General features: G+C 66.2%; 13 protein-coding genes and 2 tRNA genes. 7 read left to right on the forward strand and 8 right to left on the reverse strand.

Going from position 1 to position 15601, the window contains the following annotated elements; genetic code table 11:
* Positions 1–183: 183 nt before the first annotated feature.
* The 5 genes from ACJ8AT_RS24535 to ACJ8AT_RS24555 all read right to left on the reverse strand — a co-directional run bounded on the left by ACJ8AT_RS24535 (position 184) and on the right by ACJ8AT_RS24555 (position 6078).
* On the reverse strand, positions 184–1326 hold the full coding sequence (locus ACJ8AT_RS24535; protein WP_407740267.1) for a hypothetical protein: 1143 nt from the start codon (positions 1324–1326) through the stop codon (positions 184–186).
* A 728-nt stretch (positions 1327–2054) separates the two neighbouring features.
* Positions 2055–2783, reverse strand: coding sequence for an SMI1/KNR4 family protein (locus ACJ8AT_RS24540; protein WP_407740268.1), 729 nt, complete (start codon positions 2781–2783; stop codon positions 2055–2057).
* Positions 2784–2797: 14 nt separating this feature from the next.
* Positions 2798–3964, reverse strand: a complete 1167-nt coding sequence (locus tag ACJ8AT_RS24545) for a DUF4150 domain-containing protein (RefSeq protein ID WP_407740269.1) — start codon at positions 3962–3964, stop codon at positions 2798–2800.
* 15 nt (positions 3965–3979) lie between these two features.
* Entirely contained in the window at positions 3980–5029 is a 1050-nt protein-coding gene (locus ACJ8AT_RS24550; protein WP_407740270.1) for a hypothetical protein, read from the reverse strand.
* Complete coding sequence (locus tag ACJ8AT_RS24555; RefSeq protein ID WP_407740271.1) at positions 5026–6078, reverse strand: DUF2169 domain-containing protein; 1053 nt, start codon at positions 6076–6078, stop codon at positions 5026–5028. The genes ACJ8AT_RS24550 and ACJ8AT_RS24555 overlap by 4 nt, the downstream gene beginning before the upstream one ends.
* Positions 6079–6760: 682 nt before the next feature.
* Between ACJ8AT_RS24555 and ACJ8AT_RS24560 the strand changes: the two genes are divergently transcribed.
* Positions 6761–7264 carry a tyrosine-type recombinase/integrase gene (locus tag ACJ8AT_RS24560; protein WP_407740335.1) on the forward strand — a complete coding sequence of 168 codons (504 nt, stop codon included), beginning with the start codon at positions 6761–6763 and terminating at the stop codon, positions 7262–7264.
* A gap of 30 nt (positions 7265–7294) precedes the next feature.
* On the opposite strand, the gene ACJ8AT_RS24565 is transcribed toward ACJ8AT_RS24560, so the two are convergent.
* Together ACJ8AT_RS24565 and ACJ8AT_RS24570 are read right to left on the reverse strand one after the other, a co-directional pair.
* Positions 7295–7367 (reverse strand) — tRNA-Glu (locus ACJ8AT_RS24565).
* Between the two features lie 7 nt (positions 7368–7374).
* A tRNA-Lys gene (locus ACJ8AT_RS24570) sits at positions 7375–7447 on the reverse strand.
* A 180-nt stretch (positions 7448–7627) separates the two neighbouring features.
* On the opposite strand from ACJ8AT_RS24570, the gene greB reads away from it, so the two are divergent.
* The 5 genes from greB (at position 7628) to ACJ8AT_RS24595 (ending at position 11854) form a co-directional block, all read left to right on the forward strand.
* Positions 7628–8164 (forward strand): transcription elongation factor GreB, encoded by a 537-nt coding sequence (gene greB, locus ACJ8AT_RS24575; protein ID WP_407740272.1) that lies wholly within the window; start codon positions 7628–7630, stop codon positions 8162–8164.
* Positions 8165–8176: 12 nt separating this feature from the next.
* Positions 8177–9127: a deacetylase gene (locus tag ACJ8AT_RS24580; RefSeq protein WP_407740273.1), complete on the forward strand. Its 951-nt coding sequence runs from the start codon at positions 8177–8179 to the stop codon at positions 9125–9127.
* A gap of 231 nt (positions 9128–9358) precedes the next feature.
* Positions 9359–10678 (forward strand): PhoH family protein, encoded by a 1320-nt coding sequence (locus tag ACJ8AT_RS24585; protein ID WP_407740274.1) that lies wholly within the window; start codon positions 9359–9361, stop codon positions 10676–10678.
* A gap of 27 nt (positions 10679–10705) precedes the next feature.
* Positions 10706–11008 carry a YbeD family protein gene (locus ACJ8AT_RS24590; protein ID WP_407740275.1) on the forward strand — a complete coding sequence of 101 codons (303 nt, stop codon included), beginning with the start codon at positions 10706–10708 and terminating at the stop codon, positions 11006–11008.
* 87 nt (positions 11009–11095) lie between these two features.
* Entirely contained in the window at positions 11096–11854 is a 759-nt protein-coding gene (locus ACJ8AT_RS24595) for an SAM-dependent methyltransferase (protein WP_407740276.1), read from the forward strand.
* A gap of 49 nt (positions 11855–11903) precedes the next feature.
* On the opposite strand, the gene ACJ8AT_RS24600 is transcribed toward ACJ8AT_RS24595, so the two are convergent.
* Positions 11904–12995: a diacylglycerol/lipid kinase family protein gene (locus tag ACJ8AT_RS24600; RefSeq protein ID WP_407740277.1), complete on the reverse strand. Its 1092-nt coding sequence runs from the start codon at positions 12993–12995 to the stop codon at positions 11904–11906.
* A 431-nt stretch (positions 12996–13426) separates the two neighbouring features.
* On the opposite strand from ACJ8AT_RS24600, the gene dnaK reads away from it, so the two are divergent.
* Positions 13427–15340, forward strand: a complete 1914-nt coding sequence (gene dnaK, locus ACJ8AT_RS24605; RefSeq protein WP_407740278.1) for a molecular chaperone DnaK — start codon at positions 13427–13429, stop codon at positions 15338–15340.
* Positions 15341–15601: the final 261 nt, after the last annotated feature.

A 15601-nucleotide genomic window follows, 5' to 3' on the forward strand; every position in this document is an offset into this window, starting at 1 on the left:
CACTTGCTCCAGGTGGGGTTTGCGCCTGGGGTTCAGGTCCAGGCTCCCAGAAGGAGGGCCTCGCAGGCGCCTTGTGACGAACAGCCGGCCCGCCGTTCCTTCCCCAGCCGGAGCGCTGAGTGCCCAACGGCCGAGGCTGACCGCCGCGGCAGGCCATGGCCGATTCCAGCCAGTCACGGCGAGTCAGAACTGGATCGACACCCCGGGGCCCACGGCGAGCCCGGTGTTGTGACGGCCCGTGGCAAGCACTACGGGGACCGGGGTGAGCCGCGGAGCGCTTGCGGAGGCGGGCTGCTGGGGCGCGCCGGCGGAGGTGAGGGCGGTGATGAGCGCGGTGAGGCCCAGGCTGCTGGTCAGGGTGATGAGCACCGCCCTGCCGGTGGTGGCGTTGCCGGAGAGCGGTGCGGCCATGGCGAGGGCAAAGCCGCTGGCGGCCAGGGGCACCGAGTAGAGCAGCGCGAAGTCCATCCCGTTCAGTTCCAGGGGGATGGAGAGCAACCCTCCCATGGCCATGCCAATGGCGGGCGCCATCAACATGGGAGCGAAGTTGTAGCCGCGGGCGCTGTTGTTCGCGTCATTGATGAACTCGATGAGCCCGGCGATGAGGACGGAATAGAAGGACGTGAGGGTGATGAGCCCGATGTCCGCGCCGCTGACGTCCAGGCCGCCGGAGGTGAGCACCAGCGAGGCGAACAGCCCCACCTGGGAGCAGGCCAGGGAGAGGAGAGCCCGGTCGCGCTCGCCCCAGTGGTGCGTGTTGGCGAAGCCGATGCCTGCGGCCAGGCCTGACAGCGAGCTGAGGGTGGCCAGCAGCGACTCGGTTCGCTCCACGCGCTGGAAGTACTGGTAGACGATGCTGCCGGTGCCGAGCGTGAGCCCGCCCAGCATCGCCCCGGTATAGAGGTTGTTCGTCTTCCCTTCGAGATCGTAGGTGGAGCCCAGGAAGCCGCCGCCGGCCAGGCCCAGGAGCACCTCGGTGACGACGAGCGCCGGGCCGCCAGGGCCCTCGGAGAAGCGGCTGTAGCGCACCGCGCGCTCGGCCGGGGACTCGCCGGGGCCAGTGGAGCCGGGAGGTGGATTCCACTCGGGCGCGCTCGGGGCGGCGGCGCGGGGCGGCGGGGTGGTGGGCGTGGGAGTGAAGGAGGGGGTGATGAACTCGTCCTCGGGAGGGGCGGCGGGCGCCCGGGGCGTGGGCGGCTGCTCCCGAGGCGCGGAAGTCATGGGCGGAGGCGTGAGGGGTTCTGGCGGCAAGGCTGCGGGCGCTTCGGTGGGCTGGGCATTCGCGACGGCGGCAGCGAGGCACAGCAGGATGATGGTGGCACGCATGGAAGCTCCAGTGGCCACATCATCCCTGTATCCCCAGTGCCGAGGAAGAAGCAGCTGAGACGAAGGTCGGGGCGCCCAGCTTGCGGCAGGCGGTGCTCGACAACGATACTTTCAGTGTCCAGGTGATCACTCGCCTCCTCCCCCGCCGCCGCCTCCGACTCCGGAGCAATGCAAGGAGCAGTATCAGAGCTGCTTGGCGGCGACCGGGGATGAGCCGGGCTGCCACAAGCGCCTTGATGTGTGCTGGGCGAACGTGCCACCCGGCCCCTAAGGGCCAGAAAGCACCGGGGCCGGAAACCGCTGAGCTTCCAGCAGCTTCCGGCCCCAGTTTGTGTGTCCCCGACGGGATTCGAACCCGTGGAGGAGGGGGGCACTAAACCCGCGACGGCACACGCCTTTCGCTGAATCGTGAGTGAATCCGGGCACTTCGAGTCCACGGGGGCAGTTCCCGCCAGTCCCGCCTGTTGCCTGGAGTCACCTTCAGCCTTGGAGACATTTTGGAGACAGAGCCAGAGGCGGCGCGATGTCCATGTGAGCCTGCCCTGTCTCACTGCCGCCTCCAGCAGGCGAAGTCGGCTGCTGAGGGGCTGGGAGGGCGTGAAGCGGCTTGGGCGTGGCCGGGATGGGGCGGCGGTTTCCTAAACCGCAGGCCCCAGTTTCGCAGTCGTGCGATATCGTCGAGCACGGGCCTGGGAATGTCGGCGTTGTGGAGGTTGGCGATCGTCTGGTCACCCGAGCTTCGGCTTCCACTCGTCGACTTCGACCTCCAGGGCGGGCTCGGTGGCGATCTCGCCCAGGATCCTCCGGAGTGCCCCCGCATCGGCGCCGCCGAGCGTGAAGACCTGGCTGCCCTCGAAGTCCTCGCTCGGAAGAGACTTGCAGATCATGGCGGCATCGGACCGTTCATACAGCCGGCAATAGGGGCCGGTGGGAATCGGCTGCGTGAACCCCAGGCGGCTCATCACGGGGTCGAGCCGCGAGAGGAGCCCTGCGGGATCTCCGGTGATCATGCCTTCGCACTGCTGCAGCAGGGTGCCCACCCGGAACTGCAGCAATGCGCCCCACGCCAGCATCTCGCGCAGGGTCTCGAATCCATCGTGCTGCTCGTTGCCCTGGGCATCCCGCGATGTCACTAGCGCATCGGAGCGCGCTGGCGCGTTGAGGTCATAGAAAAGATGCAGTGGCATCACCTCATCGGATTCATGTGCGATGAGGAAGAAACGTGGCTCGGGAGCCACCATCTTCTCCTCGTAACAGGCGAGCACCCGCGACGCAGAGAAGTCCAGGGTCGGATAGGCCAAGCGCCCCATGCTCTTCCCCATGCGGGACAGGAACCATCGATAAAACGGAGGCAGGGCACGCCCCGCGAGCTGCTCGATTCGCGCAATCTCGTCGGGTGTGGCACCCTGCCACTCCTTCGAGAGGCCCGGCACGAGCCTCAGGAGCAGTGCTTCCATCTCGGGCTCAGCTACTAGTGCTGACATTTCTCTTTCTCGTCTCCAGGACAGAGCATCAAAGGAATGATGAGCTCACACGCGCCACATGGGGGCACGGTCTCTCCATGGTCGAACTTCCGTTCATGGGTCTTGGCGCTCTTCGCATCCAGGTACCTGATCTTTCCCTCGTCCGGCTTCTCCCCACCCGTCTGCAGCTTCTTGGGGTGGAACCAGCGCTCGGTGATGGCCCCCGGATGGGCGCGGTCCTGCAGCACGAGCACCAGCGCCTTGGGGGCGGCACAAACACCTGGAGGATAGGAGGCGTATGACACTTCGCCTCTCCTGTATTTTTGATAGCGCGCCTCCGCTTTGGCCCACCTGTCCCGCACGACCTTCTCCTGGCTCCTGTATCGTTCCATGAGGAACTTAAAGACTCGATCCTTCTGGCTCTCGGCAGGTTTTCCAGCCTCGGGGTTGATGACGGAGTCCTTGTCAGGTCCCTTCCAGCCGAGATCCTTCACACTATCGTAGAGCTCCCGATGGGTGCTGCCCGACTGGTCCGCGTACTTCTGGTTCTTGCCGCACTTGCACTGAACCACGCCGAGCATGGTGGGAGGGAAGGCGGAGCCACTGGCCCGCACCTTCTGTCCGAGCCTCCGGGCCAACTGCGCGGCGTCTAGGGTCGTCGTGGGCTTCTCTTCCAGCGCGCCATGGGTCTTCCTGCAGATGGGGCACGCGTCCTTTCCGTCGACGACCGTGACAAACCCACTCACCTGGATCACGCCCATCATCGTCGCCGCGTTGGCCGGGCTCCCGCTCGGCCCGCAGTTGTTGAGCATGGGGTCGCCCAGCAACTGGACGTTCTTTCCCTCGATCTTCACGTTCATGGAGCCGGGGCCCACGAAACTCGTGGGCCCCTCCACGTTTGAGGAGACGATGCCGCCGCCAGTCCCTTTGCTGGCCACGTCGCCCATGGAACCGAAGGTGGCGCCCCGGATGCCGACCTTCTTACCTTCGATGGTGACGGTTTTGGAGTATCCCTTCGGGCTTGTTCCGCTCTTGCCGATGTTGGGCAGCGGCGTCGGAATGAACGGCGCCGGTGGCCCAGGCATCTTGCACACGTTCGGCAGTGTCGCAGCTGCAATTCCGCTGCTCCCTTCGGTCACCGGAGTTCTGGGCGCATTCACTGAGACCTTGGCCATTGGTTCCTCCTCCTTTTACGACGCTTGAGGATCTTGCAGCAACATCGCCCCACGGAGCCCACCATCGGAACCTGCTATCACCAGCGCCCGCGGACCTCGTCCGTAGCCCCGTGCGAACGCTCGGACCGCCAGGATGCCCCCGAGGGCTCCAAACGCGGCCCCCACGTCGCCCCAGCAGTCGCTCGGGGCCTTGTATCCGGGGGACTTCCAAACCGACGGCGTGCGCAATGCAACGAAGCCCCACTCTTCGCTGCGGTAACGCTCGCCATTGATATCCGTGTACAGTAAGTCGACGCCCTCGCGGGAAAGGTCGAGCCCAGCGACGGCACCTTCGACTGCCTGAGTCATTCCAATGCCAAAGGAGCCTGTGTCGCTGTCGCGCAGGTTGTGTTCTTGGGCTGTGCCAACCCCTCGCACGATAGCCAGTTGGGGAAGGCGCAGGCGACGGCGCAGCGCCGTAGTTGCCAGTACGAGGCATCCAGCACCCTCGCCAGGGATAAACCCGCTGCGAATCCCCGGTTGCGCAAACCGGCGGCTGCGCTCCAACCATGCGAATGTGTCCGCGTGGAGGTAGCTGTCGACGCCAGCGACCAGAAACAGATTGTATCTGCCTTCGGCGCACTCCCGTGCCGCTTGCTCGACCGCCCGGATTGCTCCTGCATGTCCGCGTCCGGCGATCTCGACTCGCGCGCTGGAGTCCTTCGTGCGGAAGCGCGCTACCATAGCGTTTGCGACCCAGGCTGCGTCAGCCTCCGAGAACCCCGGGCGGGTTTCTGGAAGCGCAAGCAGCACGCGGAGCTTGCCCGCCTGCAGTGCCTCTTGACCGAGCTTGGCTTGGACCTCCTCGAAGATACTTTCGGCCATGGGTACGAAACGGCCTCGTCCTTCGATTTTGCGGTCGAGCAGACCGTCGGCGGCAACGACAATTGGTTCGCCATGTGGGTCGGCAAAGGGATACTCCCTGCACCGCGAGATTCCAGCTCGCACGGACGCCGCGCTGCTCTCTGCGGTAAGCCCCACAGGTGTTCGCGCACCGACCGCCACCACATCGATCTGAGTGTTCACGTTACGCTCCTCGCTTCGACAATCTCAGTCTCGTCAAGATAATCAGCGTCAGGGGCGGGAACACGCAGTGCGCTTTGCCATACCAAGGAGAGGCGCCTCTCATTCGGTTCCACGAGCACCAACACCACTCGCGAGCCGTGCTGCTCACTCCGCGTGACAATACGCGTGGTGAATCCGAGCGAAATGCGCGGGAGTTCGAAGCGCAAGGCACTGTCAGGGGTCATGTTGAGAAGTTCGATACGCTCTCCGCCAACGATGGGCCGCTCGGTTCGCTGGTCTGTGGGGGAGCTGAGCGCAAAGGCAGGATTGAAGTTATCAGGTAGCAGAGGCTTCTTTAGTTGCTCCCACCGTGCGTCATACGTGCCCGCGAGCTTGCGACGGGGCATCCATAATGGATCGATGGGGCCGAAACCCGCCGGCCCATAGTCTGCCGGCTCGCCGCGTGGATACTCAATTGTATGAGCCGGTTGGCCAATAAGGTGAGCAGCTCGCAGAGCGAAGCCGCGTCCGATAGGGTTCCGCTCGTCGATGTAGTGATTCTCTGGATCTGGGTCTGAAAAATTGCTGCCACCGAACGCGAATTCGTATCGAATGGGGCGCGTGGTGAATGGCTCTGCCCGGGTTGTCGTCACACGGGTCCATCCTCGGCAATAGGTGCGATCCCCATGTACGAGCAACTCCTTGTGGAGTTCTCCGATACGGAGCGAGACCGGCACTGTTGGAGTAGGTCTCCCGTGGGGTGCGTACGCGTGAGCGATGAGCAGCACGTCTGTGCTTGGCTTTGCTGCCAAGAGGTCCGAGTCGTATCGCAAACTCGACCGGCCTGGTTCGCCGAAGTACTCCGGCATCAGTACTGGGGGCGGTTGCTCATCCGCCAGTATACATCGCCCTCCGGGCGTGATGTCGAACGTTGCCCTGACCGCGACGAGCCACCAGTGGATCCCGTCCTTGTCGCGCGTCCAGTTGCGCTCTGCTGCATATGGCGTGCGGTTCTTTAGCGCCCACATAGATCGAAGCCAGTCAGGCAGTGCGGCTGAAGTTGCCTCCATCGTGGGGGCATTCTTGTGGCCCCCCAGGGTACACCCCGAGCAGCAGGCAAAGTCATGGCTTATCAGGGCCGCAGTGCCACAGTTCAGTCAGGCAGATATCCTGTAATGCTGAACTCTTGCCGAGAACCACTCCATACCACCAAAGGAGTATGGTCAATCCTCTACTGGCGCCTTGAAGCGCGAAACCTCTCGTACTGCCACAATGGTACGTCTCAGCCCGGAAAATCAGCTCTTCCGAGCGGGATAAGAACTGCGAAGAAGGCTTCGTCTCCGTACCCGTGACGGTGCGGACGAGGTGTGATCAGCCAGGCGGGAAGGGGGTGAACGCCATGCTGAGCGCCGTGAAGAAGCTGCTGGCCTCGACACTCACCCGAAAGATGATGGCGGCTGTCGTCTTCGCACTGGCCGAGCATCTTCGGGAGCGGGTGAGGCACGGGCCGTACCGTTCGTGGAGCGAGCCAGAGGAACCTTCGACCCGGAACAAGGCACCGCCGCCCCCCGTGCAGGACAGGTCCAGAAGGATTGGCCCGCCGCCAGAGGCTTCACCCGATCACCCCAGGGAAGGTGGCGATCAACCGCCCACCATGGAACCGAAGAGCTGAGCCCCCCTCTACCGGGAGCGGTCACTGGGTGAAGGGGGAAGGCAGGACGCGATCACTGGATCTTGGGACCAGCGTCCTTTTTGGAGTGGAGCGACGTGGACCTCATGCGCGGGCTGCTCAAGGTGCAGCGCTCGGACTGGAAGGGGCACGTCAATCTCCCCAAGGGCGGGCGGCCCCGCGAGGTGCCGCTGACGCGCGCCCTAGCCTCGGCGCTCGCACGTGGCCGCCACCTGCGGGGCGAGCGGGTGCTCTACCGCGAGGATGGGACGTCGGTGTCCCAGCAGACGGTGCGGAGCTGGATGTCCGCAGCGCAGAAGCGGGCCGGGCTGAAGGTGACGGGGGCGCTCCACATCCTCCGCCACACCCTCTGTAGCCACCTGGCCATGCGGGGCGTGCCACCTCTCTCCATCAAGGAACTGGTAGGCCACCGCAGCCTCCGCACCATGATGCGGTACATGCACTTGGGGAAGGGAGAGAAGCACCGCGCCATCCAGATGCTGGAGGAGGGGCGGGATGCGTCTCCGGCTTGGAGACATTCTGGAGACGAGAAGGAGCCAGAAAGTACCGGGGCCGGAAACCGCTGAAGTTTCAGCAGCTTCCGGCCCCAGTTTGTGTGTCCCCGACGGGATTCGAACCCGTGTTACCGGCTTGAAAGGCCAGCGTCCTGGGCCTCTAGACGACGGGGACGGCTCTATGAGTCGCGGGGGGCTCGAACCCCCGACCCTCGGCTTAAAAGGCCGGTGCTCTACCAGCTGAGCTAGCGACTCGCACTATTCTTTTTTGCACCGGGCCATGGCCTGCAACCGCTGGGTTCTCTACCAGCAGTTCCTGGAGACTTCCACTGGCGCGCACTTTCCGGACTTCCTGACAGCCCCGACTCGACCGCCGGTGAACGTCTCCCGGCCTCTGCCCCCACCCCCGCCGCAGAGGGCGCTATACAAGGAGCCATGCGTCAGGACGTACCCCCACAGCATGACGAACAGGATGACGAGCCCGAGGAGGCCGGTGGCGCCCATCGCCGCTACCTCACCCGCGCCGGCGCCGAGCGCATGCACCGCGAGCTGCTCCGCCTGCTCAACGAGGAGCGCCCCAAGGTCACCGCCGAGGTCTCCGCCGCCGCAGCCCAGGGAGACCGCTCCGAGAACGCCGAGTACATCTACGGCAAGAAGCGGCTGCGCGAGATCGACCGCCGCATCCGCTTCCTCCAGAAGCGTCTGGACACCGCCACCATCGTCACCCCCTCCGAGCAGGCCGACCAGCGCCGCGTCTACTTCGGCGCCACCGTCACCCTCGAGGACGAGGACGGGGCGAAGACCACCTACCAGATCGTCGGCTCGGACGAGATCGACACCCAGGGCGGGCGCATCAGCGTCGAGTCCCCCATCGGCAAGGCCCTGCTGCGCAAGGCGGTGGGAGACTCGGTCGAGGTTATGCGGCCTCGCGGCGAGATCGAGCTCACCATCGTCTCCATCAAGTACGTGTAGGAGGGTCCCCAGATGCCACGGACGCAGCCGCCTGCCTCGCGCTTCCGTCGCATCTACCAGCGCCTGAGCACCGCGGAGCTGTCCGCCGCCGAACAGGACGAGGCGCTCAGCCTCGAGGATCTGGGCCTGGAGTCACGGCGCGAACGCGAGGCGCTCGCCTTCGGCATCTACAGCCGCCAGGGGCTGGAGAACGTCCTGCGCGAGTATGGGCTGATCCGCCGGCTGCAGGAGCGGGGAGTGGGGCCGCTCGAGGTCCGTTTGACGTTCGAGGACACGTTCCGCCCCCGCATCCTGTTCTGGAGCCATCGATACGAGGCCCCCGTGGGGGACATCTCCCTGCGCAAGGCCTCCGCCGCCGAAGTGGGAATTCCCTCACCGCTGGAGGCCGTCCCGCTGCTCTTCATCGACTCGCTCGTGCTCCAGCACCCGGGCCGCTCCTTCGACTGGAACCGCCCGCCGATGCCCGGCCAGCTCCACCCCGGGCTGGCGCTCTCGGCCGAGATCCTCGAGTGGATGCTGCTCATGGCCCGCCGCGTGGGCGCCGAGGGCATGGCGCTCGTGCCCTCCACCTTCGCCGCCGCGTGGGTCTACGCCCGCCACTTCCACTTCGTGGACGGCGCCGCCCAGGGGCGCTTCGTGGCGCTGCGCAGGGCCGGGCGGCAGTGGCCCCGGTGGCTGCTGTCCTGGGCCGTGGAGCTGGAGTGCATCCGCGGCCCCGGCGGCGAGCCCGTGCGCTTCGCTCCCTCTCCCATGCTCGCGTCCTTCACGCGGCGCTTCGAGCGCCTCTTCGAGGACAAGGCGTGGCGCAGCGCGGCGAAGGAGCACTCCCTGGCCCCCCTCACGCTCGACTTCGAGGCGCTCCAGGATCGCTTCCCCTGGGAGCGCATGCCCCCCGGCTCGCCGCCGGATGCCGTGGCGGAGGTCCTCTCGTACGATCCGCTGGCGCGGGGGGCAGGGACTTGAGCCCGCCACCCAACGGTTTACCACTGGACACCCCAGGCCTCCCGAGGCGTATGGAAAGGTCGGGACAGCGTCCTGCGACCGGGCGGGTAGGGGGCTTGCGCCTCGCAAGAGGTGTACCTCGGTAGCAAAGCGGCTGTTTCCCCGGACGGTGGTGTCTATATTCGCTCCTGGAAGCTCTCCCACCAGCAGCGTCCACGCGGTCGCACCCATCTCGAGGTCGCAACCACCACGATGCCGAAGAACTTCATCCTCGACACCAACGTCCTCCTCCACGATCCCCGCAGCATCTACGGCTTCAAGGACAACAACGTCATCATCCCGATCTACGTGATCGAGGAGATCGATCAGTTCAAGCGGGATCTGTCCGAGTTGGGCCGCAATGCGCGCATGGTCACCCGCTACCTGGACTCGTTCCGAGCCGAGGGCTCGCTGCGCGAGGGCGTCCCCCTGCCGCACGGGGGCTTCCTCCGGGTGGGCTTCGCCGAGGGCGCGCTGCCGCCGCAGCTGGCCGACGGCGACCTGATGGACAACCGCATCCTCGGGGTGGCCATCGATCTGATGAAGAAGGAGCCGGACACCGAGGCCGTCTTCATCACCAAGGACACCAACCTGCGCATCCGCGCGGATGCGATGGGCCTCAACGCCGAGGACTACGACACCGAGCGCGTCGAGATCACCGAGCTGTACACCGGCTTCAGCGAGCTGCTCGTGCCGCGCGAGTCCGTGGACGCCATGTACAAGCCCGGCGCGGAGGTGGAGCCGCCCCAGCCGGACCAGCTCTTCCCCAACCAGTGCGTGCTGCTCAAGGACGAGACCAACCCCTCGCACACGGCCATGGGGCGCTACAACGCCGCCAAGGGCCGGGTCGTCCCCCTGCTGCGCCTCATCAAGGAGGGCATCTGGGGCGTGCGGCCGCGCAACATGGAGCAGGCCTTCGTCCTGGACTTGCTCCTCAATGACGACATCAAGCTGGTGACGATTGTCGGCAAGGCGGGCACGGGCAAGACGCTGATGGCCATTGCCGCGGGGCTCCACAAGGTGACGGAGGAGAGCCTGTACCACAAGCTGCTGGTGAGCCGGCCCATCTTCCCGCTCGGCCGGGACATTGGCTATCTGCCAGGCAGCGTGGAGGAGAAGCTCAACCCCTGGATGCAGCCCATCTTCGACAATGTGGAGTTCCTGATGAACCTCAGCCGCGCCGACAAGAAGGCGGGCCGCGGCTACCACGAGCTGGTGGACCTGGGGCTGATCGAGATCGAGCCGCTGACCTACATCCGTGGCCGCAGCATCCCCAACCAGTTCATCATCGTGGACGAGGCGCAGAACCTCACGCCCCACGAGGTGAAGACCATCATCACCCGCGTGGGCGACAACACGAAGATCGTCCTCACGGGCGATCCCTTCCAGATCGACAACCCGTACGTGGACGCGACCAACAACGGCCTGGTCCACGTGGTCAACCGCTTCAAGAACGAGAAGATCGCGGGCCACATCACCATGGCCAAGGGTGAGCGCAGCGCCCTGGCCGAGCTTGCGGCCAACCTGCTCTGAGCCCTGCGCCAGCCGACGAGACGTGTCATGACGAAGGACGGTCCCACAGCCCCCAGTGACGCAGAGGAGAAGAAGCCGCTCATCGAGTACCCCTCCATCTACACCTTCAAGGTCATGGGGGTGCAGGAGCACGGCTTCGCCGAGTACGTGCGCCAGCTCTTCAAGCGGCTGATGGGCACGGAGATCTCCCCGGACTCCATCCGCGAGCAGCCCAGCAGCAAGGGCAAGTACGTGTCCGTGAGCGTCTCGGTGTACCTGCTGTCCGAGGAGCACCGCCGCGCCATCTACGCCCAGCTTCACCAGGAGAAGCGGGTTATCTACTACCTGTGAGCGCCCGGAGGCTCGCGCCCCCTGGGGCCGAAAGAGTTTCACCCCCAACTGGAAGTCCCTCCACGGTGGGGTATAAGACGAGGCTGCATGAGTCCGGCCGGGCCCTTCCCGCTCTATTACCCTGGTGATGCTCGGCGGGCCTTCGGCTCCGATGAGTCCACGCGACGCTTCGCCCGGGTCGCCCAGCTCGAGCCCGGCTCCCGCATCCTGGTGCTCGGCTGCGGCCCCATCAGCGCGCCCGTGCTGCTGGCGAGGGATCTCGGCTGCTCGGTTGTGGCCGCGGACACCGAGGACTCGCTGCTGACCCTGGTCCGAGAGCGGGTGAGGGCGCTGGCGCTCGGAGATCGCGTGGAGACGCGGCGCGTGGACCTGGAGAAGCTCGGGTTCCCCGAGGGCGAGTTCGACGCCATCCTGGCCCAGGGCCGGGTGTTCTACCCCCTGGGCGCGGGGCTCACGGCGCTGCGCCGGGTGCTCGCCAAGCGAGGGCGCATTGGCCTGACGTTCCCGGCCCGCGTCGGGCGCTACACGGCGAAGTCGGCGCTGGAGTTCTGGGAGAGGCGGCTCGGCATGCAGCCCCTGCTGCCTCGCGAGCTGCTCGGTGAGCTGGAGTCGCATGGCTACGAGCCCGAGTCCGTGGAGACGCTCACGGATCTGGAGCTGGACACGCTCTACCGCGACGTCGAGTCACGGCTGGAGAACGCTCCCGCCGCGGATGCCGAGCTGATGCGCCAGGAGATCGCCATCCACCGCGAGCAGAACGGCAAGGCGGGCGTGAGCTATGCCTTCCTCGTGGGCCGCCGCAAGGAGCCGGGCGAGAAGCCGCCGGCCTCGCGAGATCGCGGCTGAGCAGGGCCCCTGCCGCTGGCGCTCAGCCCCCGGTCCTCCCCGGGGTGCTTCAGTTCACCGAGCCGTGGAAGTCCAGCAGGTCCACGGTCTCGGGGGCCACGGAGAGCTTCACCTCGTCGCGGTAGCCCGCCGCGTCGCCGCCCACCTGCAGGGGCATCGGCTGGGCGAAGCGGATCGTCACATCCTTGGCGTGGAAGTCGTGGATGCCCTCGGGGAACCAGCGGCCGTTCCACAGCTTGGGCAGGTTGGCGAGCACGTTGGCGGCGTGCACCTGGCCCAGCCGCACGTGCATCATCCCTCGGCGCTGGTGGGCGAAGGGGAACATCCGGAAGCCGTAGCCGTAGAAGGGCATCGTCGCCGCGCCCGCCATCATCAGCTTGCCGCGGAACATCGCCTCGCCCGGAGCGATCGGCTCGCCCACCGGGCTGCCCTCCGCGCTCAGGCGGTACGCCTCGTGGGCGCCGTTGATGACCTCGCACTCCACCCACGTGGAGTGCGTCAGGTAGTGCGGCACCGTCTTGAAGGCCACCGCGGAGAAGTACCCGCCGCTGCCCGTGAGCACCTTCTTGAAGAACCCCTTGCCCAGGTTCTCCTTCACCCAGATGTAGTCGTTGAGCAGCTTGCCATCCACGCCGAGCCCGGCGAACGGCGTGCGCTGCCCATCCACCATCACCATGTTCATGCGGCGCAGGCCGGCCACGTCGCCGGACAGGGCGCGCACCACGTCCTGGAGGATGCCGTCGCCGCTGGGGTTCGAGGCGTTGATGAAGTTGGCCAGCCCGTTGCCCGTGCCCAGCTTCAGCACGCCGAAGCGCGGCAGCGCGTGGCCCGCGAACCGGCCCCGGGACTCGGTCTGGCGGAGGAACTCGTTGACGAAGCCCATGAAGGTGCCGTCACCGCCGCCCGTGAAGACCAGCGGGTAGCCCCGCTCGAGCACCGTCTGCACGATCCGCCACGCGTCCAGCGGCGAGCGCGAGAGGAAGAGATCCTCCTCGGGCAGGACATGCGAGAGGGTCTTCACCACCCGCGCATCCACTTTGCGGGCGTTGGCGTTCAACAGCACGGCGACCTTCGGCTCCGGAGCGACGGACGTCGCGGGTGCCTGGCGGAGATCCGGAGAACGCAGGGGCTGGACCAGCATGGGGGGCAGGCTCCTTGGGAGGAACTGTCTTTTGCGCGATGCAGCGCCGGCTGCTCACGACTGCACATTCCTCGCCAACGACTGACGCGAGGCGTCAGCTAGAGGCTGAGAAAGTGATTTCAGGGACTTGGCTCGGCATTCCCCCCTGGCTGGGTGTAGTGAACGCTACGCAACGGTGACGGAGGTGTAGAGCGTGTTACGCACCTTTGACAGCTGGGTGGCGAACGTGTGACGCAGCCGGTCGTCCTCCGGGCGGCCTTGAGAGCCCTCCAAGCCCCTGTCCGATTCCGAGCCTCCTGGCTCCAAAAGGGCGGCCCGCCGCTTACGCGTAAGCCCCCGCGTTATCAGCGTTTGACACCCCCTGGGGGGTGGTTACGTTGGGCTTACATCAGGGATTTGCAGGAAAAACTCAGTAGTTTCCGGAGGATACCGTGGGCAAGATCATTGGAATCGACCTGGGCACCACCAACAGCGTGGTGGCGATCATGGAGGGTCGCGAGCCCAAGGTCATCGTCAACGAGGAAGGCAGCCGGATCACCCCCTCGGTCGTCGCGTTCACCAAGGACGGGGAGCGGCTGGTGGGACAGGTCGCCAAGCGCCAGTCCATCACCAACCCCGAGCGCACCGTCTACTCCATCAAGCGCTTCATGGGCCGGCGCTACGAGGAGACCACCGACGAGGCGAAGCTGGTGCCCTACAAGGTGGTGCGTGGGCCGCACGGCGATGCGCGCGTGGAGATCGACGGCAAGCAGTACAGCCCGCCGGAGATCTCGGCGCAGGTGCTGCTCAAGCTGAAGCGCGCCGCGGAGAACTACCTGGGCGAGAAGGTCACCGAGGCGGTCATCACCGTCCCCGCGTACTTCAACGACGCCCAGCGCCAGGCCACCAAGGACGCCGGTGAGATCGCCGGCCTCACGGTGAAGCGCATCGTGAACGAGCCGACCGCCGCCGCGCTCGCGTACGGCCTGGACAAGAAGAAGGACGAGAAGATCGCCGTCTATGACTTCGGCGGCGGCACGTTCGACATCTCCATCCTCGAGGTGGGGGAGAACGTGGTGGACGTGCTGGCCACCAACGGTGACACGCACCTGGGCGGCGACAACATCGACATCCGGATCATGGACTGGCTGATCACCGAGTTCAAGAAGGACAACGGGCTCGACATCAGCAAGGACAAGATGGTGCTCCAGCGCCTGAAGGAGGCGGCGGAGAAGGCCAAGATCGAGCTGTCCAGCGCGATGGAGACGGAGATCAACCTGCCGTTCCTCACCGCGGACGCGTCCGGCCCCAAGCACCTCAACGTGAAGCTGTCGCGCGCCAAGTTCGAGGCGATGATCGACGATCTGATCGAGCGCTCGCTGGAGCCGTGCCGCAAGTGCCTCAAGGACGCGGGCGTGGAGCCCAAGGATCTCAACGAGGTGGTCCTCGTGGGCGGCAGCACCCGCATCCCCAAGGTGAAGGCGGCGGTGGAGCGGCTGTTCGGCAAGAAGCCCAACGAGAGCGTGAACCCGGACGAGGTGGTGGCGGTGGGCGCGGCGGTGCAGGCCGGCGTGCTCTCGGGCGAGGTGAAGGACATCCTGCTGCTGGACGTCACCCCGCTGTCGCTGGGCGTGGAGACGCTGGGCGGCGTGATGACCAAGCTGATCGAGCGCAACACCACCATCCCCACCCGCAAGTCGGAGACGTTCTCCACGGCGGCGGACGGCCAGACGCAGGTGGAGATCCACGTGCTGCAGGGTGAGCGCGACATGGCCAGCGACAACCGCAGCCTGGGCCGCTTCCACCTGACGGGCATGCCTCCGGCGCCGCGCGGGGTGCCGCAGATCGAGGTGACGTTCGACATCGACGCCAACGGCATCCTGAACGTGAGCGCCAAGGACAAGGCCACGGGCAAGGAGCAGAAGGTGCAGATCACCCACTCCTCGGGCCTGGCGAAGGACGAAGTGGAGAAGATGGTCAACCAGGCGCGGGAGAACGAGGCCGCCGACAAGGCCCGCCGCGAGCTGGTGGAGCTGAAGAACCAGGCCGAGAGCCAGGCGTACGCCGCGGAGAAGATGCTCAAGGAGAACAAGGAGAAGCTGTCCGCGGACAACGTGAAGGCGCTCGAGGAGGCGGTGGCCAACCTCAACAAGGTCCGCGAGGGCCAGGACAAGGACGCCATCAAGTCCGCGCTCGATGCGCTCCAGCAGGTCAGCTACAAGCTGGCCGAGGAGATGTACCGGGCCACGGGTGGCCAGCCCGGCGGCACGCCTCCGCCTCCGGGCGCGGGCGGGCCTTCCGCGGCGCCGGGCAGCCAGGCCACGCCGAAGGACGACGTGGTGGACGCCGAGTTCCGTCAGTCGTAACGGACGCGGCCTGAGGCCGGAAAATTGAGAAGGGCCGGTGCTCCCTGGGGGCGCCGGCCCTTTCTTTTGGGCGGGGTTTTGAGCGGTCCGCGCCGGGGTGGTGGTGCGGACCTGGCTGGGTTTTCCTTGCGGAAACAGGCGCTTGGGCAGAGGCGGGTGGTGGGAAGGGCGTGGCGGCCCACCCGGCGGGTAGGGCGTGACGCTCCCTCGCGGATGCCTGACCGGTCAGGCATGGGCCCCCCGAGCAAGGAGTAGAACGCG

It is taken from the genome of Hyalangium sp., from assembly GCF_045802625.1.
Classification (GTDB): domain Bacteria; phylum Myxococcota; class Myxococcia; order Myxococcales; family Myxococcaceae; genus Hyalangium.

Excerpts from the sequence above, each read along its gene's own strand:
- ACJ8AT_RS24535 (WP_407740267.1), bottom strand. The coding sequence starts at position 1,326 with ATGCGTGCCACCATCATCCTGCTGTGCCTCGCTGCCGCCGTCGCGAAT.
- ACJ8AT_RS24540 (WP_407740268.1), bottom strand. The coding sequence starts at position 2,783 with ATGGAAGCACTGCTCCTGAGGCTCGTGCCGGGCCTCTCGAAGGAGTGG.
- ACJ8AT_RS24545 (WP_407740269.1), bottom strand. The coding sequence starts at position 3,964 with ATGGCCAAGGTCTCAGTGAATGCGCCCAGAACTCCGGTGACCGAAGGG.
- ACJ8AT_RS24555 (WP_407740271.1), bottom strand. The coding sequence starts at position 6,078 with ATGGAGGCAACTTCAGCCGCACTGCCTGACTGGCTTCGATCTATGTGG.
- greB (WP_407740272.1), top strand. The coding sequence starts at position 7,628 with ATGCGTCAGGACGTACCCCCACAGCATGACGAACAGGATGACGAGCCC.
- ACJ8AT_RS24580 (WP_407740273.1), top strand. The coding sequence starts at position 8,177 with ATGCCACGGACGCAGCCGCCTGCCTCGCGCTTCCGTCGCATCTACCAG.
- ACJ8AT_RS24585 (WP_407740274.1), top strand. The coding sequence starts at position 9,359 with ATGCCGAAGAACTTCATCCTCGACACCAACGTCCTCCTCCACGATCCC.
- ACJ8AT_RS24590 (WP_407740275.1), top strand. The coding sequence starts at position 10,706 with ATGACGAAGGACGGTCCCACAGCCCCCAGTGACGCAGAGGAGAAGAAG.
- ACJ8AT_RS24595 (WP_407740276.1), top strand. The coding sequence starts at position 11,096 with ATGAGTCCGGCCGGGCCCTTCCCGCTCTATTACCCTGGTGATGCTCGG.
- ACJ8AT_RS24600 (WP_407740277.1), bottom strand. The coding sequence starts at position 12,995 with ATGCTGGTCCAGCCCCTGCGTTCTCCGGATCTCCGCCAGGCACCCGCG.